This is a genomic window from Nocardia elegans NBRC 108235, assembly GCF_001612845.1.
GTDB lineage: Bacteria > Actinomycetota > Actinomycetes > Mycobacteriales > Mycobacteriaceae > Nocardia > Nocardia nova.
On record NZ_BDBF01000029.1, the window covers coordinates 80,315 to 104,538 of the forward strand.

Annotated in this window: 22 protein-coding genes; 17 read left to right on the forward strand and 5 right to left on the reverse strand. The window is 69.0% G+C overall.

From position 1 onward, the window contains the following. Window positions 1–136 precede the first annotated feature (136 nt). Window positions 137–652, reverse strand: coding sequence for a DUF3830 family protein (locus NE2_RS20985; protein ID WP_063028657.1), 516 nt, complete (start codon window positions 650–652; stop codon window positions 137–139). 36 nt (window positions 653–688) lie between these two features. Continuing rightward, window positions 689–1,930 (reverse strand): aspartate aminotransferase family protein, encoded by a 1,242-nt coding sequence (locus NE2_RS20990; RefSeq protein ID WP_063028659.1) that lies wholly within the window; start codon window positions 1,928–1,930, stop codon window positions 689–691. 150 nt (window positions 1,931–2,080) lie between these two features. Here NE2_RS20990 and NE2_RS20995 point away from each other — a divergent pair, with 150 nt between their 5' ends. Both NE2_RS20995 and NE2_RS21000 read left to right on the forward strand, forming a co-directional pair. Then, window positions 2,081–3,556 (forward strand): NAD-dependent succinate-semialdehyde dehydrogenase, encoded by a 1,476-nt coding sequence (locus NE2_RS20995; protein WP_063028661.1) that lies wholly within the window; start codon window positions 2,081–2,083, stop codon window positions 3,554–3,556. Further along, entirely contained in the window at window positions 3,556–4,617 is a 1,062-nt protein-coding gene (locus NE2_RS21000; protein ID WP_063028663.1) for a tartrate dehydrogenase, read from the forward strand. The genes NE2_RS20995 and NE2_RS21000 overlap by 1 nt, the downstream gene beginning before the upstream one ends. A 54-nt stretch (window positions 4,618–4,671) precedes the next feature. On the opposite strand, the gene NE2_RS21005 is transcribed toward NE2_RS21000, so the two are convergent. Further along, entirely contained in the window at window positions 4,672–5,334 is a 663-nt protein-coding gene (locus tag NE2_RS21005) for a metal-dependent transcriptional regulator (RefSeq protein ID WP_051755147.1), read from the reverse strand. A gap of 429 nt (window positions 5,335–5,763) precedes the next feature. Here NE2_RS21005 and NE2_RS21010 point away from each other — a divergent pair, with 429 nt between their 5' ends. From NE2_RS21010 to NE2_RS21025, 4 genes are all read left to right on the forward strand, one after another. Further along, a complete protein-coding gene (locus NE2_RS21010) occupies window positions 5,764–6,747 on the forward strand; it encodes a bifunctional riboflavin kinase/FAD synthetase (RefSeq protein ID WP_063028665.1) in 984 nt (327 codons plus the stop codon). A gap of 180 nt (window positions 6,748–6,927) precedes the next feature. After that, window positions 6,928–7,197 (forward strand): 30S ribosomal protein S15, encoded by a 270-nt coding sequence (rpsO, locus tag NE2_RS21015; RefSeq protein ID WP_040720363.1) that lies wholly within the window; start codon window positions 6,928–6,930, stop codon window positions 7,195–7,197. Between the two features lie 405 nt (window positions 7,198–7,602). Then, window positions 7,603–9,888, forward strand: coding sequence for a polyribonucleotide nucleotidyltransferase (locus tag NE2_RS21020; protein WP_063028667.1), 2,286 nt, complete (start codon window positions 7,603–7,605; stop codon window positions 9,886–9,888). A 178-nt stretch (window positions 9,889–10,066) separates the two neighbouring features. After that, complete coding sequence (locus tag NE2_RS21025) at window positions 10,067–11,383, forward strand: M16 family metallopeptidase (RefSeq protein ID WP_106958716.1); 1,317 nt, start codon at window positions 10,067–10,069, stop codon at window positions 11,381–11,383. 1 nt (window position 11,384) lies between these two features. Here NE2_RS21025 and NE2_RS21030 read toward each other — a convergent pair whose 3' ends face one another. Then, entirely contained in the window at window positions 11,385–11,729 is a 345-nt protein-coding gene (locus tag NE2_RS21030) for an ArsR/SmtB family transcription factor (RefSeq protein WP_063028671.1), read from the reverse strand. 96 nt (window positions 11,730–11,825) lie between these two features. On the opposite strand from NE2_RS21030, the gene NE2_RS21035 reads away from it, so the two are divergent. The 9 genes from NE2_RS21035 (at window position 11,826) to NE2_RS21075 (ending at window position 20,580) form a co-directional block, all read left to right on the forward strand. Continuing rightward, on the forward strand, window positions 11,826–13,031 hold the full coding sequence (locus NE2_RS21035; RefSeq protein ID WP_063028673.1) for an MFS transporter: 1,206 nt from the start codon (window positions 11,826–11,828) through the stop codon (window positions 13,029–13,031). A gap of 130 nt (window positions 13,032–13,161) precedes the next feature. Continuing rightward, the gene (locus NE2_RS21040; RefSeq protein WP_084494208.1) at window positions 13,162–14,475 is read left to right on the forward strand and encodes a pentapeptide repeat-containing protein; all 1,314 of its coding nucleotides are present in this window, start codon (window positions 13,162–13,164) and stop codon (window positions 14,473–14,475) included. Window positions 14,476–14,525: 50 nt separating this feature from the next. Further along, on the forward strand, window positions 14,526–15,641 hold the full coding sequence (locus tag NE2_RS21045; RefSeq protein WP_063028677.1) for an alcohol dehydrogenase catalytic domain-containing protein: 1,116 nt from the start codon (window positions 14,526–14,528) through the stop codon (window positions 15,639–15,641). Between the two features lie 147 nt (window positions 15,642–15,788). Beyond that, window positions 15,789–16,544: a 4-hydroxy-tetrahydrodipicolinate reductase gene (gene dapB, locus NE2_RS21050; RefSeq protein ID WP_373862265.1), complete on the forward strand. Its 756-nt coding sequence runs from the start codon at window positions 15,789–15,791 to the stop codon at window positions 16,542–16,544. Beyond that, window positions 16,541–17,029 carry a hypothetical protein gene (locus NE2_RS21055; protein WP_063028679.1) on the forward strand — a complete coding sequence of 163 codons (489 nt, stop codon included), beginning with the start codon at window positions 16,541–16,543 and terminating at the stop codon, window positions 17,027–17,029. Before dapB ends, NE2_RS21055 begins: the two co-directional genes overlap by 4 nt. Window positions 17,030–17,059: 30 nt before the next feature. Further along, window positions 17,060–17,512 (forward strand): flavodoxin family protein, encoded by a 453-nt coding sequence (locus NE2_RS21060; RefSeq protein ID WP_174553964.1) that lies wholly within the window; start codon window positions 17,060–17,062, stop codon window positions 17,510–17,512. Between the two features lie 125 nt (window positions 17,513–17,637). Then, entirely contained in the window at window positions 17,638–18,294 is a 657-nt protein-coding gene (locus NE2_RS21065; RefSeq protein WP_030513191.1) for a response regulator transcription factor, read from the forward strand. Further along, window positions 18,258–19,559 (forward strand): sensor histidine kinase, encoded by a 1,302-nt coding sequence (locus NE2_RS21070; protein WP_157110954.1) that lies wholly within the window; start codon window positions 18,258–18,260, stop codon window positions 19,557–19,559. Before NE2_RS21065 ends, NE2_RS21070 begins: the two co-directional genes overlap by 37 nt. Continuing rightward, window positions 19,543–20,580: a DUF8320 family protein gene (locus tag NE2_RS21075; protein ID WP_030513193.1), complete on the forward strand. Its 1,038-nt coding sequence runs from the start codon at window positions 19,543–19,545 to the stop codon at window positions 20,578–20,580. Before NE2_RS21070 ends, NE2_RS21075 begins: the two co-directional genes overlap by 17 nt. 1 nt (window position 20,581) lies before the next feature. On the opposite strand, the gene NE2_RS21080 is transcribed toward NE2_RS21075, so the two are convergent. Beyond that, the gene (locus NE2_RS21080; protein WP_063019217.1) at window positions 20,582–21,028 is read right to left on the reverse strand and encodes a hypothetical protein; all 447 of its coding nucleotides are present in this window, start codon (window positions 21,026–21,028) and stop codon (window positions 20,582–20,584) included. A 147-nt stretch (window positions 21,029–21,175) separates the two neighbouring features. Here NE2_RS21080 and dapA point away from each other — a divergent pair, with 147 nt between their 5' ends. Together dapA and NE2_RS21090 are read left to right on the forward strand one after the other, a co-directional pair. Beyond that, window positions 21,176–22,084 carry a 4-hydroxy-tetrahydrodipicolinate synthase gene (gene dapA / locus NE2_RS21085; RefSeq protein WP_063028683.1) on the forward strand — a complete coding sequence of 303 codons (909 nt, stop codon included), beginning with the start codon at window positions 21,176–21,178 and terminating at the stop codon, window positions 22,082–22,084. After that, on the forward strand, window positions 22,081–24,135 hold the full coding sequence (locus NE2_RS21090; RefSeq protein ID WP_063028685.1) for a ribonuclease J: 2,055 nt from the start codon (window positions 22,081–22,083) through the stop codon (window positions 24,133–24,135). The genes dapA and NE2_RS21090 overlap by 4 nt, the downstream gene beginning before the upstream one ends. Window positions 24,136–24,224 lie beyond the last annotated feature (89 nt).

The following is a 24,224-nucleotide window of genomic DNA, read 5'->3' on the forward strand; positions in this document are numbered from 1 at the left end:
CGAGCACCGATCGGTGCCGATCCGTGTCGTCACCGCCCCCTGCGGTGACTACACGGATCAGAGAGGACTGTCGACGAGATCCGGCAATCGATTTTCCGGCCGGCAGCAAAATCGTTTGCCGACGCGGTGATTCGGGTCAGATATCTTGTCCTGCGCTGAGAGACCTTGTGAAAGACAAGGTTTCGCCTTCCACCCCGCGTAGCCACAGCGCGTTGCATGCCGCGGCAAACTCGGGCAGGTTCTCTTCGATGGTCGCGAAGACGTTGCCGGGCACCCAGCCCATATCGCCGTTGATCAGCAGGTTGTTGCGGTCGTAGAACAGGGCCAGGTCGGTGGCGCCCTGTCCGGCGTGCGCGGCCGAACCGGGTTCGTAGCCGTAGGCCGGATTGCCGATCTCCCACGGTTCGAAATCGAACAGGCAGACGTCGCCGGGAATCGGTGTGACCGTGGGGTTTTCGCGATGCGGGGCCGCCGTGATGCGCGGCACCAGGGTGTACACCTCGTTGCGAGCGTATTTGGCGTGGAACGCGTCGCCCTCCTGGGGCAGCGCGTCCCAGACCGCCGCGCAGGTGCGGGGCGCCTGGTCGTCCAGCAGTCGCGCCCGGCAGCGCACGCCGGCCTTGGTGAGGGTGATGGTGAGGTATCGGGCCATCGGGATCTCCTGTTCCGATCGGATGCCGGTGCGGCGCTACAGCTCGTCGAGGACTCCGTTCCAGAGCGCCAGTGCCTCGTCGACCTGTTCGGCGGTCACGATCAGCGGCGGGATCATCCGCACGACATTGCTGTAGGCGCCGCAGGTCAGCAGGAGCAGGCCACGCTGCGCCGCCAGCTGCTGCGCGGCCGCAGCCGTCGCGGTGTCGGGTTCGCCTGTGGCCGTGGTGAATTCGCTTCCGACGAGCAGTCCAAGGCCGCGCACATCACCGATCGCCTTGGTGGCCGCGGCCCGCGCTCCGGCCAGCAGTTGCGTGCCGCGGGCGGCGGCGTTGTCCACCAGCCCCTCCGATTCGATGACATCGATCGTGGCGACCGCGGCCGCGCACGCCACGGCATTGCCGCCGTAGGTGCCGCCCTGGGACCCGGGCCAGGCCTGGGCCATCAGTTCCTGCGGCGCGGCGATTCCGGACAACGGGAATCCGCTCGCCAATCCCTTGGCGATGGTGATGACATCGGCCCGCACGTCGAAATGCTGATGTCCGAAGAACTTTCCGGTGCGCCCGAAACCGGTCTGGATCTCGTCGAAGATCAACAGGATGCCGTGCCGGTCGGCGCGTTCGCGCAGGCCCTGGAAGAACCGGGTGTTGCCCGGGATGTAGCCGCCCTCGCCGAGCACCGGCTCGACGACGAACGCCGCCGTTTCGGCGGGCGCGGTCAGCGTGGCCAGGATGTAGTCGAGCTCGCGCAGCGCGAAGTCGGTGGCTTCCTCCTCCGACCAGCCGTAGCGGTAGGCGGTGGGGAACGGCGCCACGTGCACACCACCCATGAGCGGGCTGAAACCGGCCGAGAAGCGGGTTCCGGAGGTGGTCATGGTCGCGGCGGCGACCGTGCGGCCGTGGAAGCCGCCGTGGAACACCACCACATTGGGGCGGCCGGTGGCCTGCCGGGCCAGCCGCAGCGCGGCCTCCACGGCCTCGCTGCCGGAGTTGGCGAAGAACACCGAATCCAGGTGGGCGGGAAGTACATCGGCGAGCCGTTCGGTCAGCCGCAGCAGCGGCCGGTGCATGACCGTCGTGTACTGGCCGTGGATGAGGCTGCCGATCTGTTCGCGCGCGGCCTCGACCACTCGCGGATGACAGTGCCCGGTGCTGGTGACGCCGATCCCGGCGGTGAAGTCGAGGTACCGGCGACCGTCGGTGCCGTACAGGTAGCAGCCCTCGCCGTGATCGACGGTGACCGGCGTGGCCTGCCGGAGAACGGGGGAAAGTGCAGTCATGGTGATCCGCCTCCCGGGCGACGGGAAATCCGCACCGGTGACGGCCGGATTCTTATTGTCGGATTGTTGACAATGTGTATAACATGGCCGCGACGGTGACGGCAACGACTGCGCCGACCCGACCTGCTGTTCCGAGAAGAGGAGCGAGCGATGACGTATACCGTTGCGGCCCCTGATGCCGCGACGCGCGCGGCGATCGACAGCGTCCCGACCGGCCTGTTCATCGGCGGGCGCCGTCGCGAGGCGGCCACCCGGCTGGACGTGGAGGACCCGGCCACCGGGCAGATCCTGACCGCCGTCGCCGATGCCCGCCCCGAGGACGGCGTCGCCGCGCTGGCCGCGGCCGCGGCGGCGCAGGACGAGTGGGCCGAGGTGCCCGCGCGGACGCGGTCGGAGATCCTGATGCGCGCCCATCGGGCCATGCTCGACGACACCGACCGGCTCGCCCGTATCGCCACCGCCGAGATGGGCAAACCGCTGGCCGAGGCGCGCGGCGAGGTCGCGTACGCGGCGGAGTTCTTCCGCTGGTTCGCCGAGGAGGCGGTGCGGCTGGATGGCGGATATATGCCCGCGCCGGCCGGTGGATCCCGCTTCGTGGTGGCGCGCCGGCCCGTAGGGCCGAGCATCCTGATCACCCCGTGGAACTTCCCCATGGCGATGGCGACCCGCAAGATCGGCCCGGCCCTGGCCGCGGGCTGCACCTGCGTGGTCAAACCCGCCGAGCAGACCCCGCTGTGCACGCTGGCGATCGCCGAAATACTGTCCGCCGCAGGGGTTCCCGACGGCGTGGTCAATGTCGTGACCACCTCCGACCCGGCGGCGGTGACCGGTGCGATGATCGCGGATCCGCGCTCGCGCAAACTGTCGTTCACGGGATCGACCGCCGTCGGGAAGTTGCTGCTGGAACAGTGCGCGAGATCCGTGATGCGCACGTCGATGGAATTGGGCGGCAACGCCCCGCTGATCGTGTTCGACGATGCCGATCTCGATACCGCGGTGGAGGGCGCGCTCGCGGCGAAGATGCGCAATATCGGCCAGGCCTGCACCGCGGCCAACCGGATCTACCTGCAACGCGGCATCGCCGACGAATTCACCCGCCGCTTCACCGAACGGATGGCGGCCCTGCCGATGGGCCGCGGCGCCGATCCGGGCGTGGTGGTCGGACCGCTGATCGACGCCGCCGCGGTCGCGAAGGTGTCGGAACTGGTCGCCGATGCGCGCCGGCGCGGCGCCACCGTCCTGCTCGGTGGAAACGCCGCCGAAGGACCCGGATACTTCTATCCACCCACGGTGCTGACCGGTGTCCCGGACGACGCCGCGATGTTCGGCACCGAAATCTTCGGCCCCGTCGCGGGTTTGGCCGTCTTCGACACCGAGGACGAGGTGATCGAACGCGCCGACGACACGCCCTACGGTTTGGTGGCGTACGTGTTCACCGAGAATCTGCGGCGCGGATTGCGGGTGAGCGAGGCGCTCGACACCGGCATGGTGGGTCTCAACCAGGGCGTGGTGTCCAATCCGGCGGCGCCGTTCGGGGGAGTGAAGGAATCGGGTCTCGGACGCGAGGGCGGCTTCACCGGCATCGACGAATTCCTGGAGACCAAATACATCGGTGTGGCACTGTGATGGCGGTGTATCGCATTGCCACCATTCCCGGCGACGGTATCGGCGTGGACGTCACGGCCGAGGCGGTCAAGGTTCTCGACGCGGTGCTGCCCGGCATCGCCTGGACCGAATTCGACTGGTCCTGTGAGCAATATCTGCGCACCGGAGCGATGATGCCCGACGACGGTCCGCAGCAACTGGCGGATTTCGACGCGATTCTGCTCGGCGCCGTGGGATTTCCCGGTGTGGCCGACCATATTTCGCTGTGGGGTCTGCTGATCCCACTGCGGCGCGCCTTCGGGCAGTATGTGAATCTGCGCCCGGTCCGGCTGCTGCCCGGCACCGAATCCGCGCTCCGCGGACGCGGCGCCGACGATCTCGACATCCTCATCGTGCGGGAGAATTCCGAGGGCGAATATTCCGCGATCGGGGGAATGCACAATCCCGGGCGGCCGGACGAATTCGTGGTTCAGGAATCGATATTCACCCGCACCGGATGTGAACGCATCATCCGATACGCGTTCGAGCAGGCGCGCCGGCGTGACCGCAGACTGTGTTCGGCCACCAAGTCCAACGGCCTCATTCATTCGATGCCGTACTGGGACAGCGTTTTCGAGCGGATCGCCGCCGAGTATCCGGACGTCGAGACGCGGCAGATGCATGTCGATGCGCTGGCCGCGGAGATCGTGCTGCATCCGGATCGGCTGGATGTGATCGTCGGCTCGAATCTGTTCGGCGACATCCTGTCCGACCTCGCCGCCGCGGTGACCGGCGGGCTCGGGCTCGCGCCCTCGGGGAATATCAATCCCGCGCGCGAGGCGCCCTCGATGTTCGAGGCGGTGCACGGCAGTGCGCCCGACATCGCGGGTATGGGCATCGCCGATCCGGTGGCGCAGATCCTCGCCGGTGCGATGATGCTCGACCACCTGGGCGAATCCGCGGCGGCCGCGGCCGTCGACCGCGCGGTCTGCGATGTGCTGGCCGCGGGGGAGGTGCTCACCCCCGATCTGGGCGGTACGGCGACCACCGCCGAACTCGGCACCGCGATCGCCGAGCGCGCCGCGGCGCTGGTCACACAGTAGGGGCGGCGATACGCCGCGACTTCCGGTGCCGGGGCGGGGGGCTGCGGTGGCCGGTCAGGAGGTCAGCCAGATCGCTTCTGCCGCAGGACTTCCCAGATCGATGGTGTGCTCGCCGATCCGCACCGCGATGGTGCCGGCGAAATCGCGCCGCTCCACCACGGTGATCACGGTGTCGAGCGCGATGCCGACGGAATCGAAATACCGCAGCATGGCGGGATCGAAATCGGAGATGCGCGCCACCCGGCCGGATTGTCCGGCCTGGAAGTCGCTGAGCTGATGGGCGGGCGGGGTGGGGACCGCACCGTCGACGGAGGGGATCGGGTCGCCGTGCGGATCGCGATCGGGATGGCCGAGTTTGGCGTCGATGCGTTCCACCAGGGTCTCCGACACCGCGTGCTCGAGCACCTCGGCCTCGTCGTGCACCTCGTCCCAGCCGTAGCCGAGCTCGCTGACCAGGAACGTTTCGATCAGCCGATGGCGGCGCACCATGGCGACGGCGGCCCGGCGGCCGTTGTCGGTCAGGGTGATGGCGCCGTAGCGGGCGTGTTCGACCAGGCCCTGATCGGCGAGTTTGCGCACCGCCTCCGACACCGTCGACGCCGACACACCGATCCGCTCGGCCAGCAGTTTGGTCGACACCTTCTCCTGCGACCACTCCTGCGCACTCCAGATGACCTTCAGATAGTCCTGGGCGACCGACGACAGCGAGGGGGCCACATTCGCCGCGCGCCCGGCCGCCCCCGCATCGGGAGACGCTTGTGACGCAGCGGAATCTGCCAGCTCACGCCGGGTGGCGACATCACGTTTTCCGGGCACGTATCGAGCTTAGCGGGGGCAGCGTTGCGGCCGGAGGAGGCAGCCTGCGTAACCACGGAGGCCGCCGCGGACGCCGCGATCGAGCACAGCGGGTGCAGCGTTGCGGCCGGAGGAGGCAGCCTGCGTAACCACGGAGGCCGCCGCGGACGCCGCGATCGAGCACAGCGGGGGCCGGGCCGCCGCGGACCCGCCATCAGGTACAGCGGGACCATTGCGGCCGCAGCCCGCAAGCCCGCACAACCTCGCGCTCGCCGCGGGCGGGTGACGGTCGGGTGAACAACCGCCCCGCCGAATCCCGGTTCGTGACCGCGCTTGCGTAGGCTTCGGTGTGTGCAGAGATGGCGAAGTCTCGAGGAAATGCCACCGGACTGGGGTCGGTGTGTGCTCACCATCGGCGTGTTCGACGGTGTGCACCGCGGTCACGCCCAATTGATCAGCCGTGCGGTGAAATCCGCTGCGGTGCGCGGTGTTCCCTCGGTTCTCATGACCTTCGACCCGCATCCGATGGAAGTGGTGCGTCCCGGATCGCATCCGGCGCAGCTCACCACGTTGACCCGGCGCGCGGAGCTGGTCGAGGAACTCGGTATCGATGTGTTCCTGGTGATGCCGTTCACCCAGGACTTCATGAAGCTCACCCCCGGCCGCTACGTGCACGACCTGCTGGTCGAGAAGCTACATGTCGCAGAGGTCGTGGTCGGCGACAACTTCACCTTCGGCAAGAAGGCGGCCGGCACCGTCGAGACCATGCGCGAGCTGGGCGGCCGGTTCGGCTTCGAGGTCGACGGTGTGAAGCTGGTCGGCGAACACGCGGTCACGTTCTCCTCCACCTACATCCGGGCCTGCGTCGACGCCGGTGACATGGCCGCGGCCGCCGACGCGCTCGGCCGCCCGCACCGGGTCGAGGGTGTCGTCGTCCACGGCGACGGCCGCGGTCGCGAACTCGGTTTCCCGACCGCCAACGTGGCTCCGCCGATGCATGCGGCGATCCCGGCCGACGGCGTGTACGCGGGCTGGTTCACCGTGCTGGCCGCCGGAGAGACGGTCGGCGTCACACGGCCGGGCAAGCGGGCCATGGCCGCGATCTCGGTGGGCACCAACCCGACCTTCTCCGGCCGCACCCGCACGGTCGAGGCCTTCGTCCTCGACACCGAGGCGGATCTGTACGGCCAGCACGTCGCCGTGGACTTCGTGCAGCATCTGCGCGGTATGCGCCGCTTCGACTCGATCGACGATCTGGTCCGGGCCATGGGCGACGACGTCCAGCAGACGCGACAGGTGCTGGCCGCCGCCGAGGCGAGCGACGCCCAGCGCTGAGCGAATCCGCCGGCCGAACATATCCCCGGCGTGGGGCCGACCGGCCGGCTCGGGCCGATTCGGTCCGACGTGCGGTGATCCGGTAGGCTGGCTCGTCGGGTCTGCTGCGGTCCGCGGTGGCGCCCGCCCGGGGTTTCCCGGTTTCCTCGAGCGCGGACTGAGAAAACAAGGAGTGAATTCGTGGCTCTGACCACCGAGCAGAAGGCGGCCATCCTCAAGGAATACGGCCTGCACGAGAAGGACACCGGTTCGCCGGAGGCCCAGATCGCGCTGCTGTCCAAGCGGATCTCCGACCTGACCGAGCACCTGAAGGTGCACAAGCACGATCACCACACCCGCCATGGCCTGCTGGGTCTGATCGGTCGCCGTCGGCGGCTGTCGAAGTACCTGCAGGACAAGGACATCGAGCGCTACCGTTCGCTGATCGAGCGGCTCGGACTGCGGCGTTGATCTGTTCGCGCCCGCACGGACGCGAGACAGACGCGCTGACAATCACAGGCAGTTAACGCGCAGCCGACGGGGAGGCATAGAATCTCCCCGTCGGCTAGTCGTATATCGGCACCGCACCAGCCGTATGCACCCGCACGCGTGGCGTCGGTCTTCGGTAGTGGCCTTTCGGCGAGAGTTGCCGGCGGGCTTCGATCGATGACCGCCTCCGCGTCGCCGGTTCCATGGGGGATCGGCCGGGTGTCGCGCCACAGCCAGGAGGGCTGTCGCGCGCCCGAGCCCGGGTACGGCTGCCCTCGCGCAGACAAGCCGCTGCCTCCGGGCAGGGATGAAAAAGCGCGGGGACACCCAGCCGGATCGCGCCTCGACGGCGTTCGATCCGGCGAGACGAGAGGTTGAGACAGAAATATGACCGAATCCCAGACGAGCTCCGCCATCGAGGTCGAACCCGGTGTGTTCGAATCGGTGGCCCTGATCGACAACGGGAGCTACGGCACCCGCACCGTCCGGTTCGAGACCGGGCGCTTGGCCAAGCAGGCCGCCGGCTCCGTCGTCGCCTACCTGGACGACGAGACCATGCTGCTGTCGGCCACCACGGCCGGTAAGCACCCCAAGGACCAGTTCGACTTCTTCCCGCTGACGGTCGACGTCGAGGAGCGGATGTACGCCGCGGGCCGCATCCCCGGCTCGTTCTTCCGTCGCGAGGGCCGCCCCTCCACCGACGCGATCCTGACCTGCCGCCTGATCGACCGTCCGCTGCGCCCGTCGTTCGTCGACGGCCTGCGCAACGAGATCCAGGTCGTGGTCACGGTGATGAGCCTGGATCCCAAGGATCTCTACGACGTGGTCGCGATCAACGCGGCGTCGGCCTCGACTCAGATTGCGGGACTTCCGTTCTCGGGTCCGGTCGGTGGCGTGCGCGTGGCGCTCATCCAGGGCCAGTGGGTCGCGTTCCCGACCGTCGAGCAGCTCGAAGAGGCCGTCTTCGACATGGTCGTCGCCGGCCGCGTGGTCGAATCCGGTGACGTCGCGATCATGATGGTCGAGGCCGAGGCGACCGAGAAGGTCATCGCGCTGGTCGAAGACGGTGCTCAGGCGCCGACGGAAACCGTTGTGGCCGAAGGTCTCGAGGCCGCCAAGCCGTTCATCGCGCGGCTGTGCAAGGCGCAGGCGGACCTGGCGGCGCTGGCCTCCAAGCCCACCGAGGAGTTCCCGCTCTTCCCGCCGTACGAGGCCGACGTCTACACCGCCGTCGAGGGCACCGCGAAGAACCCGCTGGGTGAGGCGCTGTCGATCGCCGGCAAGCAGGAGCGCGAGGAGCGCATCGACGAGATCAAGCTCGAGGTGCTCTCGGCACTGACCGAGGACTTCGAGGGCCGCGAGAAGGAGATCGGCGCGGCGTTCCGCTCGGTCACCAAGAAGCTTGTGCGCCAGCGCATCCTGTCCGACGGCTTCCGCATCGACGGTCGTGGCCTGGCCGACATCCGGGCGTTGTCCGCGGAGGTCGCCGTGGTGCCGCGGGCGCACGGTTCGGCGCTGTTCGAGCGCGGTGAGACCCAGATCCTGGGCGTCACCACCCTCGACATGGTGAAGATGGCTCAGCAGGTCGACTCGCTCGGCCCGGAGACCAGCAAGCGCTACATGCACCACTACAACTTCCCGCCGTTCTCCACCGGTGAGACCGGCCGCGTCGGCTCGCCCAAGCGGCGCGAGATCGGCCACGGCGCGCTCGCCGAGCGGGCGCTGGTGCCGGTGCTGCCGAGCCAGGAGGAGTTCCCCTACGCCATCCGCCAGGTGTCGGAAGCGCTGAGCTCCAACGGATCCACCTCGATGGGTTCGGTGTGTGCCTCCACGCTGTCGCTGCTGAACGCGGGTGTGCCGCTGAAGTCCCCGGTCGCCGGTATCGCCATGGGTCTGGTGTCCGACGAGGTCACCGGCGACAACGGTGAGTCGGAGACCCGCTACGTCGCGCTGACCGACATCCTCGGTGCCGAGGACGCCTTCGGCGACATGGACTTCAAGGTCGCCGGTACCCGCGACTTCGTCACCGCGCTGCAGCTCGACACCAAGCTCGACGGCATTCCGTCGAAGGTGCTGGCGGGTGCACTGAACCAGGCTCGCGACGCGCGCCTGACCATCCTGGACGTGATGGCCGAGGCCATCGCCACCCCGGACGAGATGAGCCCCTACGCGCCGCGCGTCACCGCGATCAAGATCCCGGTCGACAAGATCGGCGAGGTGATCGGGCCCAAGGGCAAGGTCATCAACCAGATCACCGAGGACACCGGCGCCAACATCTCCATCGAGGACGACGGCACCGTGTTCGTCGGCGCGACCGACGGCCCGTCGGCGCAGGCCGCCATCGACGCGATCAACGCCATCGCCAACCCGCAGCTGCCGAAGGTCGGCGAGCGCTTCCTGGGCACGGTCGTCAAGACCACCGCCTTCGGCGCGTTCGTCTCGCTGCTGCCGGGCCGCGACGGTCTGGTGCACATCTCGAAGTTGGGCAACGGCAAGCGGGTCGGCAAGGTCGAGGACGTGGTGAACGTCGGCGACAAGATCCGCGTCGAGATCGCCGATATCGACAACCGCGGCAAGATCTCGCTGGTCCCGGTGTCGGAGGAGGAGAGCGCGGAGACCGCTGCTCCGGCCGCCGACGAGGCTCCGGCTGCAGCCGAGGCCGCGGCCGAGTAAATAGTTGGATGTGACGAAGAAGAAGTCCTCGGCGCGCGCCCCGAAGCCCTCGGTTTCGACGCGCGCGCCGGGTAGCACAGCTCGCGCGCCGAAGACGAAGCAAGCCTCGCGCGCGGGGACTCCGGCGAAAGCCGGCGCCGACGCCCCCTTGCTCGCTCTCGAGCAGGGGGGCTCTTCGCTGGTCCTCGCCGAGGACGGGTCGTTCTCCGACAGCGGGGTGCGGCGTACGGTACTGCCGGGTGGACTGCGGGTGGTCACCGAACATGTGCCCGGGGTGCGATCGGCGTCGATCGGTGTCTGGGTGGGTGTGGGCTCACGCGACGAGGGGCCCTCGGTGGCCGGCGCCGCGCACTTCCTGGAACACCTGCTGTTCAAGGCGACCCCGACCCGTACGGCGCTGGACATCGCCGAGGCCGTCGACGCGGTCGGTGGGGAACTCAACGCGTTCACCGCCAAGGAGCAGACCTGCTACTACGCGCATGTGCTGGACGACGATCTGCCGCTCGCGGTCGATGTCGTCTCCGACGTGGTGCTGAACGGGTTGTGCCGCCCGATCGATGTCGACGTGGAACGTCAGGTGGTGCTCGAGGAGATCTCGATGCGCGACGACGATCCCGAGGACCTGGTCGGCGACTCGTTCCTGACCGCGCTGTTCGGCGATCATCCGATCGGGCGGCCGGTGATCGGCACCGTCGACTCGATCGAGCAGATGACCGCCGCGCAGCTGCGCGGGTTCCATCTGCGCCGCTACCGTCCGGACCGGATGGTGGTGGCGGTGGCCGGCAACATCGAGCACGAACACACCGTGGAGCTGGTGCATCGCGCGTTCGCCGACCGGCTCGATCCGTTGCGGGAACCGGCGCCGCGCCGTGAAGGGCATTTCCGCAAGCGCACCTCACCGCAGCTGCACTGGACCTACCGCGACAGCGAACAGGCGCATCTGGTGTTCGGGGTGCGCGCGTTCGGCCGGCACGAAGGGCATAAGCGCTGGCCGCTGTCGGTGCTGAACACCGTGCTCGGCGGCGGGCTCAGTTCCCGGCTCTTCCAACGGATCCGGGAGGAACGCGGCCTGGCGTACTCGGTGTATTCCAGCGTCGACACCTTCGCCGACACCGGCGCGTTCTCGGTCTATCTGGGATGTCAGCCCGAAAATCTCGGCGAGGTCACGACATTGGCGCGCGAGGTCCTGGAAGATGTTGCCGCCAACGGGATCACCGACGCCGAATGCGCCCGTGCCAAGGGATCGCTGCGCGGCGGACTGGTGCTGGGCCTCGAGGATTCCGGCTCCCGGATGAACCGCATCGGCCGCAGCGAACTCAGCTACGGCAATCACCGCAGCGTCTCGGAGACGCTGGCGCGCATCGACGCCGTCACCACCGCGGAGGTGTCCGCGATCGCCCGCACCCTGCTGGCGCGGCCGTACGCGGCCTCGGTGGCGGGACCGTATCGGAGGATGCGCGACCTGCCCGGTGCGGTGAAACGCTTGGCGGAGTGAGTCAGTCGCGCGGTGCGGCGCCGGATTCGCCCGCGCGATTGGCGGCGCCCACCACCGCCGCGAGCAGTCCCGGCAGGGCGTGCTCGACTTCCTCGGTGCGCAGCCGCGCGTAGGTCTGGCCGTCGGCGACGATGCGTTCGGTGACCCCGGCCTCGCGCAGAATCTTCAGGTGGTGGGTCGCGGTGGATTTGTTGATGGTGTCGTAGAGCATGCCGCAGCGCACCGGGCCGCCGGCATTGCTGAGCCTGCGCACCATCTCGAGCCGGACCGGGTCCTGCAGGGCACCGAGCACCTCCTGCACGGTGGCGACCGGATGAGATTCCACGGTCTTGTTGCTATCGCTCATGATCTTTCTCACGGGAAATTCGGTTTGATGGGAATCAAACCATCGCTACGGTGGTTGAGTTCGATCGCAATCAAACTTACCTGATGGGGAGAATCGATGGCCGCAACTGTCACGGTTGCACCGGCTCCGCGGACCACTCAGTCCTGGGCCTATGCACTGATTCTGGTCGCCAGCGGAGTCGCGCTCGGAGTATCCGGTGTTCCCGCCCCGCTCTACGGCCTGTACCAGAAGGAATGGCATTTCTCGCCGCTGACCACCACCATCGTTTTCGCCGTCTATGCCGTCGCCGCGCTGGCCGCGGTCCTGGTGTCGGGCAAGATTTCCGATGTGGTCGGCCGCAAGCCGGTGCTGCTGGGCGCACTCGCCACGATGGTGATCGGACTGGTCGTCTTCCTGTTCGCCGACAATGTCGCGATGCTGCTGGTGGCGCGGGCGCTGCACGGGGTGGCCGTCGGTGCCACCGTCGTCGCCGGGGCGGCGGCGCTGCTGGATCTGCGTCCCCAGCACGGCGCGCGGTCGGGGCAGCTGACGGGCGTGGCCTTCAATGTCGGTATGGCCGTGGCCATTCTGGGGTCGGCACTGCTCGCCCAGTACGTTCCGCATCCGCTGCGCACGCCGTACGTGGTGATCACGGTGTTCTGCCTGCTGATCGGCGTGGGCGTGGTGGTGATGACCGAAACGCACACCGCGCGGATGTCGGGTCCCATCCGGATCGCGAAACCGGCGGTACCGCAGGAGATCCGGGCCGATTTCTGGTTCTCGGCGCTGGGCGTCATGGCGGCGTGGTCGGTACTGGGTGTGCTGCTGTCGCTGTATCCCTCGCTGGCCGCGGAGAAGACCGGCGTGCACAATCTGGTCTTCGGCGGTGCCGTGGTCGCCTCGACCGCGACGGCCGGGGCGCTGGCTCAGCTGTTCGCGACCGCGATTCCGGCGCGTCGCGCGGCCGTCGGCGGTGATACCGGGATGGCGATCGCGCTGCTGCTGACCATTCCGGCGCTCGCGACCCACAACTGGGTCGTGGTGCTGCTGGCCGGTGTTCTGCTCGGCGCGACCTTCGGCCTGGGCTTCGGTGGATCGCTGCGGCATCTGTCGAATGTGGTGCCGCAGCACAAGCGCGGCGAGACCATGTCCGCCTATTACCTGCTGGCCTATACGGCGATGGCCCTGCCGACCGTGCTGGCCGGTTGGGCGGCGACGCAGTGGGGGATGGGCGCGATCTTCCCGTGGTTCGTGGTGGTGGTCGCCGCGGCCTGCCTGACAGCGGCCGCGATCGGGGTGCGTGGCAGTCGCGCGGCGAACTGATCGGCGCGAAACAGTCTGCCGGACAAGACGATGCGGCGTCCGCCCGAAAGGCGGGCGCCGCGTCGTCGCTCGGCCGGGCCGAATCCTCCACCGGCTGTGGCGGATCCGGAATTGTCGTTACTATGCGCCCATGGCTCGGCGGGGGACATTTGTACAGCGGCAGGCTCAGCGGATACAGCGTTCGGCGTTGCTGGTATCGGTCGTCTCGGTGGTGCTCGGCGGTTTGGCGATCGCGGGTATCGCCTGGTGGGTGCTGTGGCTCGCGCTCGGCGCGAAGGCCGATACGCCGAACCAGCTGGATCTGACGAAGATCGCGTTGTCTGTCTCGGCCGGTGTGGGCGGTGCGGTGGCACTGGTCGTGGCCTACCGCAAACAGCGCGACAACGAACGCGGCCGCTTCGCGCAGCTGTTCGGGGCCGCCGCGGCGCAACTGGGTAATGCCGATGTGGCGGTGCGTATGGCGGGCGTCTACGCGATGGCCGGGGTGGCCGACGAATTCGCCGCGCGCGGCATGCGCCAGCAGTGCATCGACGTGCTGTGCGGCTATCTGCGACTGCCCTACGACCCCGACGAAGGGGCTACCCACCTGAGCTCTCGCAAGATCACCGACGGAGCGGGCGGGCCGCAGGTGGAGCGCGCCTACCAGCTACGGCAGAACGATCGCGAGGTGCGGCGCACCATCATCGCGGTGATCGTGACCCACCTGCGTCCGCAGGCCGAAACCTCGTGGTCGTACTGCGATTTCAACTTCGACGACGCGGTGCTCGAGGATGTCGACTTCCGCTGGGCGGTCTTCGGCGGCGGGCATACGCATCTGCGGGGTACCCGCTTCATCGGGGAGCGGTCCGCCAACTTCGATAACGTCGAATTCGTCGGCACGCACGTGACGTTCCACAGCGCGCACTTCGAGAGCGATGCGCTGTTCCGGGGCACGAAATTCACCCCGACCTCGGGTGACGTCTACACCGGGCGCGCCGGCACCAGCTTCGTGGATGCGGTCTTCCGCGGTAAGGCCGACTTCACCGAGGCCGAATTCGGCGGGCCCCGAACACGATTCACCGGCGCCCGGTTCACCGGACCGACGTCGTTCAGCCGGGCGCGTTTCACCGCCGACAGCACCTTCTTCGACGGCGTCGAAGTGGCGGGGGACAGTGCGCGTTTCGACGGCATCGTGGTCGGCGGCTCGCGAATCACCTGTGCCGACACACGTTTCGACTCCGGCCACACGGTGTTCGACAACGCTCGCATCGGTGGCGAACGGGATGTGCCCGATGTCGATCTCCGGGGAGTCGCCTGTCGTGGCACGGTGTCGGCGGAGCACGCCCTCATCCCGGGGTGGCCGTGCGGCCCGAGCGCACCGGACCCGGCGCCGGTGGCGTCGGACGCCGAGGAGGCGGGTCTTCCCGCCGGCACCGGTTCGGTCGTCGGACCACCGCAGGACTGAGTAGTCGGCACCGGTACTCGGCTCGGCGCTCGCCCGGTACCGTCGGTGCCATGAAGATTCGTGGTGCTGTGCTGGAGCGGATCGGCGACCCGACTCCCTATGCCGATTCGACCCCGATCGTGATCGAGGATCTGGAGTTGGCGGAGCCGGGACCGGGGGAGCTGCTGGTCCGGATCGAGGCGGCCGGACTGTGCCATTCGGACCTGTCGGTGGTGGACGGAAACCGGGTGCGGCCGGTGCCGATGCTGCTCGGCCACGAGGCGGCCGGACGGGTCGAGCAGGTGGGTCCCGGTGACAGCGATCTGCGGGTCGGCCAGCGGGTCGTGATGACCTTCCTGCCGCGCTGCGGACAGTGCGAGGGCTGCGCCACCGACGGCCGCACCCCGTGTGTGCCGGGCAGCGTCGCCAACAACGAGGGCGAGCTGCTCGGCGGCGGCCGCCGACTGCGCCGCGCGAACGGACCCGTCCACCACCATCTCGGCGTCTCCGGATTCGCCACCCACGCCGTGGTCGATCGGCGGTCGGTGGTGCCGGTCGACGACGATGTCCCGCCGGAGGTCGCCGCCGTACTGGGCTGCGCGGTCCTCACCGGCGGCGGGGCCTTGCTGAATTCGGCCCGGCCCGGCGCGGGAGACCGCATCATGGTCGTCGGTCTCGGTGGCGTGGGTATGGCCGCCGTGCTGGTGGCCGCGTCACTGCGGGAAAGCCTCGGCGCCGAGGTCATCGCCGTCGACACCGTGCCCGAAAAGCTGACGCTGGCAAAGGAATTGGGCGCCACGCAGGTCTACACGCCGGCGGAGGTGGCCGAGCGCGGCATCGCGGCGGAGGTCGTGGTGGAGGCCGCGGGGAATGTGCGCGCTTTCGAGACCGCGGTGACGGCCACCGCGCCCGGCGGCACCACGGTGACCGTCGGGCTGCCCAATCCCGAAGCGCGCGCGAGTATTTCACCGCTCGGTCTGGTCGCGCAGGGACGTTCCATCGTGGGCAGCTACCTCGGCTCGGCGGTTCCGGCGCGCGACATCCCGGAGTACGTGCGGATGTGGCGGGACGGCCGGCTTCCCGTCGAACGACTGGTGTCCTCGCGTATCCGGCTCGACGAGATCAACCACGCCATGGACGAGCTGGCCGCCGGGCACGCCTTGCGTCAGGTGATCGTCTTCGACTGATGCGCCGGCCTCGCGGCTGCCATCGGCTCTCGGTGGTCGCGCCGGGTGACGCACGCGACTTCCGGGTGACCGGTGTGGTGGCGCCCGGGCCCCCTGCCGATAGGCTCTGACCGCAACGGGCATCGAACGGTATGTGAGGAGTTCACGGTGGCGACGAACCGGATCCGGGTGGGCGTACTCGGCGCGCAGGGCAAGGTCGGGCAGGCGATCTGCGCGGCGGTCGAGGCCGCCGACGACCTGGAGCTGGTCGCCGGGGTCGACAAGGACGACGCGCTCGAGGCCTTCACCGAGGCCGGCGCCCAGGTCGTGGTCGACTTCACCCACCCCGACGTGGTGATGCCGAATCTGAAGTGGTTGGTGGAACACGGTATTCACGCCGTGGTCGGCACCACCGGCTTCGACGAATCCCGGCTCACGCAGGTGCGCTCCTGGCTGGCGGACAATCCCGAGGTGGGCGTGCTGATCGCCCCCAACTTCGCCATCGGCGCGGTGTTGTCGATGCGGTTCGCCGAACAGGCCGCCCGCTGGTTCGATTCGGTCGAGGTCATCGAACTGCACCACCCGAACAAGGCCGACGCACCCTCCGGCACCGCCTATCGCACCGCCGGCATCATCGCCGAGGCCCGCAAGCAGGCCGGCGTGGGCCCGAGCCCGGATGCCACCACCACCGAACTCGACGGCGCGCGCGGGGCGAGCGTCGACGGGGTGCGAGTGCATTCGGTGCGGCTGGCCGGGCTGGTCGCGCACCAGGAGGTGCTGTTCGGCACCCAGGGCGAAACGCTCACGATCCGCCACGATTCGATCGACCGCACCTCCTTCGCGCCGGGTGTACTGCTGGGTGTGCGCCAGATCGGCGCCCGCCCGGGCCTCACCGTCGGGCTCGATCCGCTGCTGGACCTGTGAACGAGCGCGACAGCGGGCGACAGGTGCTGCGCATCGTCGCCTTCATCGCCTTCCTGGTCGTCGCGCTGGCCTTCTACTTCCTGCTGCTGGGTCGCATCGCGATCGAACTGATGACCTCGGGCAAGCCCGCCGCCGTCGCGATGGGCGTGGGCGTGCTGATCCTGCCGATCCTCGGAGTGTGGGTGGTGGCCACCAGCATTCGCGCCGCCCTCGCCCACCAGCATCTGGCGCGGCGCATCCACGACGAGGGCCTCGAACTCGACGTCTCCGACCTGCCCCGCCGCCCCTCCGGCCGGCTGGAGAAGGCTGCCGCCGACGAGCTGTTCGAACAAGTCAAGAAGGAGTGGGAGGCAGACCCCGACAACTGGCGCACCAACTATCGCGCCGCCCGGGCCTACGACTACGCCGGCGACCGCTCGCGCGCTCGCGAAACCATGCGCCGCGCCGTGGAACTCGAGCGCGTCGAACGCCGGACCGGGTCCTGACACACCGCCGGCCCCACTAGGCTCGCCTGGGTGCCGACGTTGCTGATCATCCATCACACGCCTTCGCCGTTCCTGCAGGACATGTTCGAAGCGGTGGTCGCGGGCGCCAGCGACCCCGAGATCGAGGGAGTCGAGGTGGTGCGGCGGGCGGCACTGGCCGTGACCGCGAGCGATGTCCTCGCCGCCGACGGCTACGTGCTGGGCACGCCGGCCAATCTGGGCTACATGTCGGGCGCGCTCAAACACGCCTTCGACACCTTCTACTACCCCTGCCTCGACAGCACCCGCGGTCGGCCGTTCGGGGTGTACATCCACGGCAATCAGGGCACCGAGGGCGCCGAACGCAGCATCACGACCGTGACGACCGGAATGGGGTGGCAACAGGCCGCCGCGCCGGTGATCGTGACCGGTCAGCCGGGCAAAAACGACCGGGAGAAATGCTGGGAACTGGGCGCGACGATAGCGGCGCAGTTGACCGCCTGAGCCGGTGACCCGATTTCTGGTGTCTCACACGGATATCACCGGCACCGTCATACTCGACGGCAGGACGTCGCGTTCCCGGCCGGGGCGCGGCGTGGTGTTCGGGTTTCGGGAAGGGTGAGGACCATATGACGCCACCGCGGCGGATCGGTCTGGTCGAGGACCACGAGTCGGTCGCGCTCGGCCTGGCCAGCATGCTGGCCGGCGAAAGCGATCTGGAACTGGTCATCACCGCCGGAACGGTGTCCGAATTGCTCTCCGCGGCACCGGAACTGGACCTGGTAATCCTCGATCTGCGGCTCGCCGACGGCTCCACCCCGCAGTCCAATGTGCAGGCCCTGCGCGATCGCGGGCTCGAGGTGCTGGTGTTCACCGGAGCCGATAATCCGTTCCTGGTGCGCTCGGCCGCGCGCGCCGGGGTGCTGGGCGTGGTGCGCAAATCCGAGGATGTGCAGACCGTGGTCGCCGCGGTGCGCGCCGCCGCGAGCGGCGAACAGGTGGTCACCACCGATTGGGCGGCCGCCATCGACGGCGATCCGCAGCTGCGCGATGTCGGATTGAGCCCGCGTCAGCAGGAGGTGCTGACCCTCTACGCGTCCGGCGAGAAGGCTTCTCGGGTGGCGCGGTTGACCGGGCTCTCGGAACAGACGGTCAACGACTACCTGGGCCGGATCCGCCAGAAATACGCCGACGCCGGCCGCCCCGCGCCCACCAAGACCGACCTCTACAAGCGCGCGGTGGAGGACGGATGGCTTCCGGTGCCCGAACGCAACAACCAGGCATGATCGCGGTCGACGCACCCGGAGTCTTCGCGCGCACCGCAGCCGCGGCCCGCATCCGGGTTCCCGGCCGCGCGCAGGTGCGCTCCGATACGCCTGCGGTGGAGCGCGTCATGCGCCGGCTGGGGCTCTCGATCGGCGCGGGTGGGGTGATCATGGGCCTCGCCGATCTTCCGGAGATCACCGAGCAGGCGCGGTTCACGCCCGCTTGGTGGACGCCGAGTGCCAGCGCGCTGGCGTTCGGACTGTTCCCGGTACTGGCCGTGCTGTCGATCCGGTCGAGCCCGCGCACCATCCGGCTGGTGTCGAGTTGCGCCGCAGTGGCCTTCCTGTCCGCGGTGGCGACCATGCTGATCGGGCTCGACACCCACAGCATCGGCGCGAATTCGGTGTGGCTGTACCGGATGCTGCCACTCGGTGTGCTCGCGGCGACGTTGGCGTGGCCGGCGCTCGTCGCGGTGGCGTATCTGCTGATCGGGTCGGCGGCCGTCGCGTTGACGAATATCTATCTGGCGGAACAGTTCACGGCAGCGTCCGTGCTCAGCGCGTTCGCCCGGGCCGTCGGGTTGTCGGCGCTGTTCCTGTGGTGTGTGGTTTCGGCGCTGTCGGCCGCGGCCCGGGTGGACCGCGAATCGGTGGCGGCGAGTAGGCAGGCTGCCGAAGCCGCCGCGGCCGCGGCGCGCGACAACGAGAGCGCCCGCTTCGCCGCCCTCATTCACGACGCCGTTCTCTCCACGCTGCTGGACGCCTCGCGCGGCAGCGAACCCTCGGATGTATTGCGCCGGCAGGCCGAACGCACCCTGGACCAACTCGACGAGATCCGCGTCGAATCGCGCGAACCCGATGTGCTCGACGCTCGTGCGGCCGTGACTTTCCTGCGCGCCTCGGTGCACGAAGTGAATGCCGGCATTCGGTTCACCACCAGGACCTGGCCGGGCTTCGACGACCTGCGCATGCCCGCCGCCGCCGCGCGCACCCTCGCCGCCGCCCTGGCCGAAGCGGTCCGCAACAGTCTGCGCCACGCGGCGGTGCCCGGTCGCGCGGTGACGCGCGCGGTGACCTGCACGATCAGCGCGGGCAGCATCCGGGTCGTCTTCACCGACGACGGCGCGGGATTCGACGTGAACGCGGTCTCCGCGGACCGCCTCGGCATCTCCGTGAGCATTCTCGGCCGCATGCGCCAGCTGGCCGGTGGCGCCGGATTCGTGGAATCGCAACCCGGGGAGGGCACCGCTGTGACCTTGGTTTGGGGCGGTGACGGTGCGCACTGAATCCGGTCGTGAACAAGCGTTCGGGTTGCGTGAGCTGCTCGGACTGCGCGGTCCAACCGCGTGGCTGTTTCTGGTCCTGCTGGAGGGGACCATCACCCTCTACATGGTCCGCAACCTCGACTCCACCACTGCGCTGCCGGCGGTGACCGCGCTGATCGTGATGGTGGTAGGCGGTGCACTGGTGCTGGTGGTCCCCGGCGATCCGCTGCCGTGGACCGTGACGATCTTCGTCGCCGCCGCCGGACCGGTCGCCACCGCCCTGACCTCGGTCGCTCCCGGCATACCGGAAACCCGCCAGATGGTGTGGACCACCTTCGCGACCTCGTATGTACTGGCCGTGCTGGTGCTGCGCGGCCGGATGGGCACGGCGTGGCTCGGCGTGGCCGGAGTCGCGGTCGTCATCGGTGTCGACGGCGCGCGGGCCTGGCTGAACGCGAGCGCGATCGTCGCCGCGATCGTGCCCATCGGCACCGTCATCGCCATCTCGGTGTTCGCCCAGATCATGCGGCCCACCCAGCGTTCGCTGCGGGGGTTGCGTGAGGAAGCGAGCGCCCAGGCCGCCGCGGAGGCGACGATGGCGGCCGCCGACGGCGAACGCACGCGGCAGCTGGAGCGCCTGGACCGGGTGGCCCGCCCGATCCTGGAACGCATCGCCGACGGCGCGGTCCTCACCGTCGGTGAACGGGAACAGTGCCGCCTCCTGGAGGCGGAACTGCGCGACGGACTGCGCGCCCCGCAGTTGATGACCGAGGAACTCAGCGGCGCCGCGCGGGGTGCGCGGGCACGCGGGGTGGAGGTCGTCCTGCTCGACGACGGTGGTTTCACGGATGCGCCGAAGTGGTTGCGCGAACGCGTCATCGACGTCGCCACACGGGAATTGGACGCGGCCAACGCCGGTTCGGTGACGGTGCGCATCCTGCCGCCGGGGCGACGGGTGCTGTCGACTGTGCTCGCGCAGGCGCCCGACCACGACCGCCGCACCGAGATCGGCCCCACCGGCACCGTGACGGTGATGGACTGACTCAGCTGTCGCAGCGCCCGGGGCCGCCCTTGCGCATCTGATCGCGCAGGGCGCCCTGTACCGCGCCGGAGAGCCAGGAATTCAGCGATTGACCGCTCTGGGTCGCGGCCTCCTCGGCCCGGGCCTTCAGATTCTCGACCATGCGCAGGGTGACCCGGCTGATGTCGCCGGTCATCTCCTCGAAGGTCGGGTGCGACTCCTCGCTCGCGGTGCGGCGTACCTCGACCTGCGCGTCGGTACCCGACAGCGAGACGTGCACGGTGCGATCGTCGAGGGTCGCGTTGACCTCCTCGGCCAGATCCGAGAGCGCGGCCAGCAGCGTGAGCCGCAGCGAATTCTCGGTGGCGGCGGCCAGGGCGGCGGCGGTCGCCTGGGTCTTCTCGTCGCCCAGGGCGGCCGCCGCGATGAGATCGTCGCGCAGGCGGGCGGTGTACTTGTTCAGATCCATGACATCAGTATGATGTCATTTGTGACATCACGCCACCGTCAGGATGTCGTCACGGTTGCTGTCATTGCTGGAATGTGACCGGAATGTCTGCCGATATCACGGGCGACGGTTCGGTGTCGTCTCCGCGACCGGGTAGCCTTTCTGACCATGACGAACGGTGAATCGACGCGAAGAGAGCTGCGCGCGTCCGGCACGGTCGGTGTCGCGATGGTGACCCCCTTTACCGCCGAGGGCAAGCTCGATGTCGATTCCGGCGTCGCCTTGGCCGCACGCCTGGTCGACCGCGGTGTCGACCTGCTCGCCATCTCCGGCACCACCGGGGAATCGCCGACCACCACCGAATCGGAGAAGTTCGACCTGCTGCACGCCGTCGTCGACGCCGTGGGCGACCGCGCCACCGTCATCGCGGGCGCCGGCACCTACGACACCGCGCACAGCATCGAGCTCGCTCGCAACGCCGAGCGTGCGGGTGCGCACGGTTTGCTGGTGGTGACGCCGTACTACTCGCGTCCGTCACAGGAGGGCCTGCTGGCGCATTTCACGGCCGTCGCCGATGCCACCGATCTGCCGGTGACGCTCTACGACATTCCGCCGCGCTCGATCGTGCCGATCGCCCCGGATACGCTGCGTCGCCTGGCCGAACATCCGAATATCGTCGCGGTGAAGGACGCCAAGGGCGACCTGGGCGCGGGGGCGGAACTGATCGCCGACACCGGACTGGCCTACTACTCCGGTGACGATGTGCTCAACCTGCCGTGGTTGTCGGTCGGCGCGGTCGGATTCATCAGCGTGATCGGGCATCTGGTGCCGGAGCGGCTGGTACAGCTGCGCGACGCGTACGCGGCCGGCGAGGTCACGCTGGCGCGCGACATCAACGCCGGCCTGCTGCCGGTCAACCGCGCGATGGCCCGCGTGGGCGGCGTGGCCCTGATCAAATCCTCGCTGCGACTGCTCGGCATGGATGTCGGCGAGCCGCGGCTGCCGCAGCTGATGCCCGTGGGTGTGAACTTGGAATCGATCGTCGCCGAACTGCGGCTGGCGGGAGTGCTTGCATGAGTGAACCGGTGAACCGTCGTCCGCGCCGGACCGCGAGCCGAGCGGCGGGAGCGCCGGCGCCGGCGCCCGCGCCGCGCAAGGAGCCCGAAGCGCCTGCGGCGCAAGAGGTTTCAGCGCCCGCGACGCAACAGGTGCCGCCGCCGGAGCCCGCGCGCGCCGCCGAACCGGCCGTCGAGCGCCGGACCGCCCCTGAGCGACGCGAATCTGCTCCCGCGGCCCAGCGCGAAACCGCTCCCGCGGCACAGCGCGGCGAATCGGCTCCCGCGCAACGAGGCGAGCAGACCGGCGACCGGGGCCGTACCCGGCGTTCCGGCCGGGGCCGCCAGTCGGGCCGTGGTCGTACGGAACAGGCTGCGCCGCAACCGGTTTCGTCGGAATTGCCGATCGGTCTGCCGCCCAAGTTGCCGAAGCAGGGCCTGCGCGTCTACGCCCTCGGCGGCATCGGTGAAATCGGCCGCAATATGACCGTGTTCGAATACGACGGCGCGATGTTGATCGTCGACTGCGGTGTGTTGTTCCCCGAGGATCAGCAGCCCGGCGTCGACCTGATCCTGCCCGACTTCCGGCCGATCGAGGACCGGATCGACGAGGTGGCCGCCGTGGTGCTGACCCACGGGCACGAGGACCACATCGGCGCGGTGCCGTTCCTGTTGCGGCTGCGCCCCGACATCCCGGTCGTGGGTTCCAAATTCACGCTCGCGCTGGTGGCGGCGAAATGCCGCGAACATCGCCTGCAGCCCAAGCTGATCGAGGTCACCGAGGGACAGCGGACCACCCACGGCCCCTTCGACTGCGAGTACTTCGCGGTCAACCACTCCATTCCCGACGCCATCGCGGTCGCGGTGCGCACGCCGGCCGGGCTGGCGCTGCACACCGGTGACATCAAACTCGATCAGTTGCCGCTCGACGGCCGCCTCACCGACCTGGCCGGGTTCTCCCGCCTCGGCGACGAGGGTGTGGACCTGTTCCTGGTCGATTCGACCAATGCCGAGGTGCCCGGCTTCGTCACTCCGGAACGGGAGATCGGCCCGGTCCTCGACAGTGTGATCGGCAAGGCCAAGGGCCGCGTCATCGTGGCCTCCTTCGCCAGCCACGTCCATCGCATCCAGCAGGTCGTCGACGTGGCGCAGCGCTACAACCGGCGGGTGTGCTTCGTCGGTCGTTCGATGGTCCGCAATATGCAGATCGCGCAGGATCTCGGGTATCTGAACATTCCCGAGGGCATCGTGGTCGATCTGGATCAGGCCGCGAATCTGCCCGTGCACAAACTGGTGCTGATCTCGACCGGCTCGCAGGGCGAACCGCTCTCGGCGCTGTCGCGGATGGCGCGCGGCGACCACCGCCAGATCAACATCCGCGCCGACGATCTGGTGGTGCTGGCCTCCTCGCTGATCCCCGGCAACGAGAACGCGGTGTTCGCGGTGGTCAACGGCCTGGCCCGGCTGGGCGCCACCGTGGTGACCCAGCAGAGCGCGAAGGTGCACGTCTCCGGGCACGCCTCGGCCGGTGAGCTGCTCTACCTGTACAACGCGGTCCGCCCCACGAATGCCATGCCGGTGCACGGCGAGTGGCGGCATCTGCGTGCCAACGCCGCGCTCGCGGTGGCGACCGGCGTGCCCGAGGAACGGGTCATGCTCGCCGAGGACGGTGTGGTGGTCGACCTGGTCGACGGCATCGCCTCGATCGTCGGCCGCTATCCGGTCGGGCAGGTGTACGTCGACGGTTTGTCGGTCGGCGACGTGGGTGAATCGACGCTGTCGGACCGTCTGGTGCTCGGTGAGGGCGGTTTCATCGCGATCACGGTGGCCGTCGACGAGACCACGGGTAAGGCGGTCAGCGCGCCCGAGGTCAGCGGCCGCGGTTTCTCCGACGATCCGGGTGCGCTGATGGGTGCGCAGGAGCTGGTGGAGGCCGAACTGCTGCGGCTGGCCGGGGAGGGCGTCACCGATACGCACCGCATCGCCCAGGGTGTGCGGCGCGTGGTGGGCCGCTGGGTCGCCGACACCTACCGTCGCCGCCCGATGATCGTGCCCACCGTCATCGGCGTCTGATCCTCCGGGATGTGGCCCCGCCCGCAGCGATGAGTCCGGGCGGGGCCGCTGCGCAGTGCCGATGAAGCGCCGGGCCGCCTGCGGGGTGA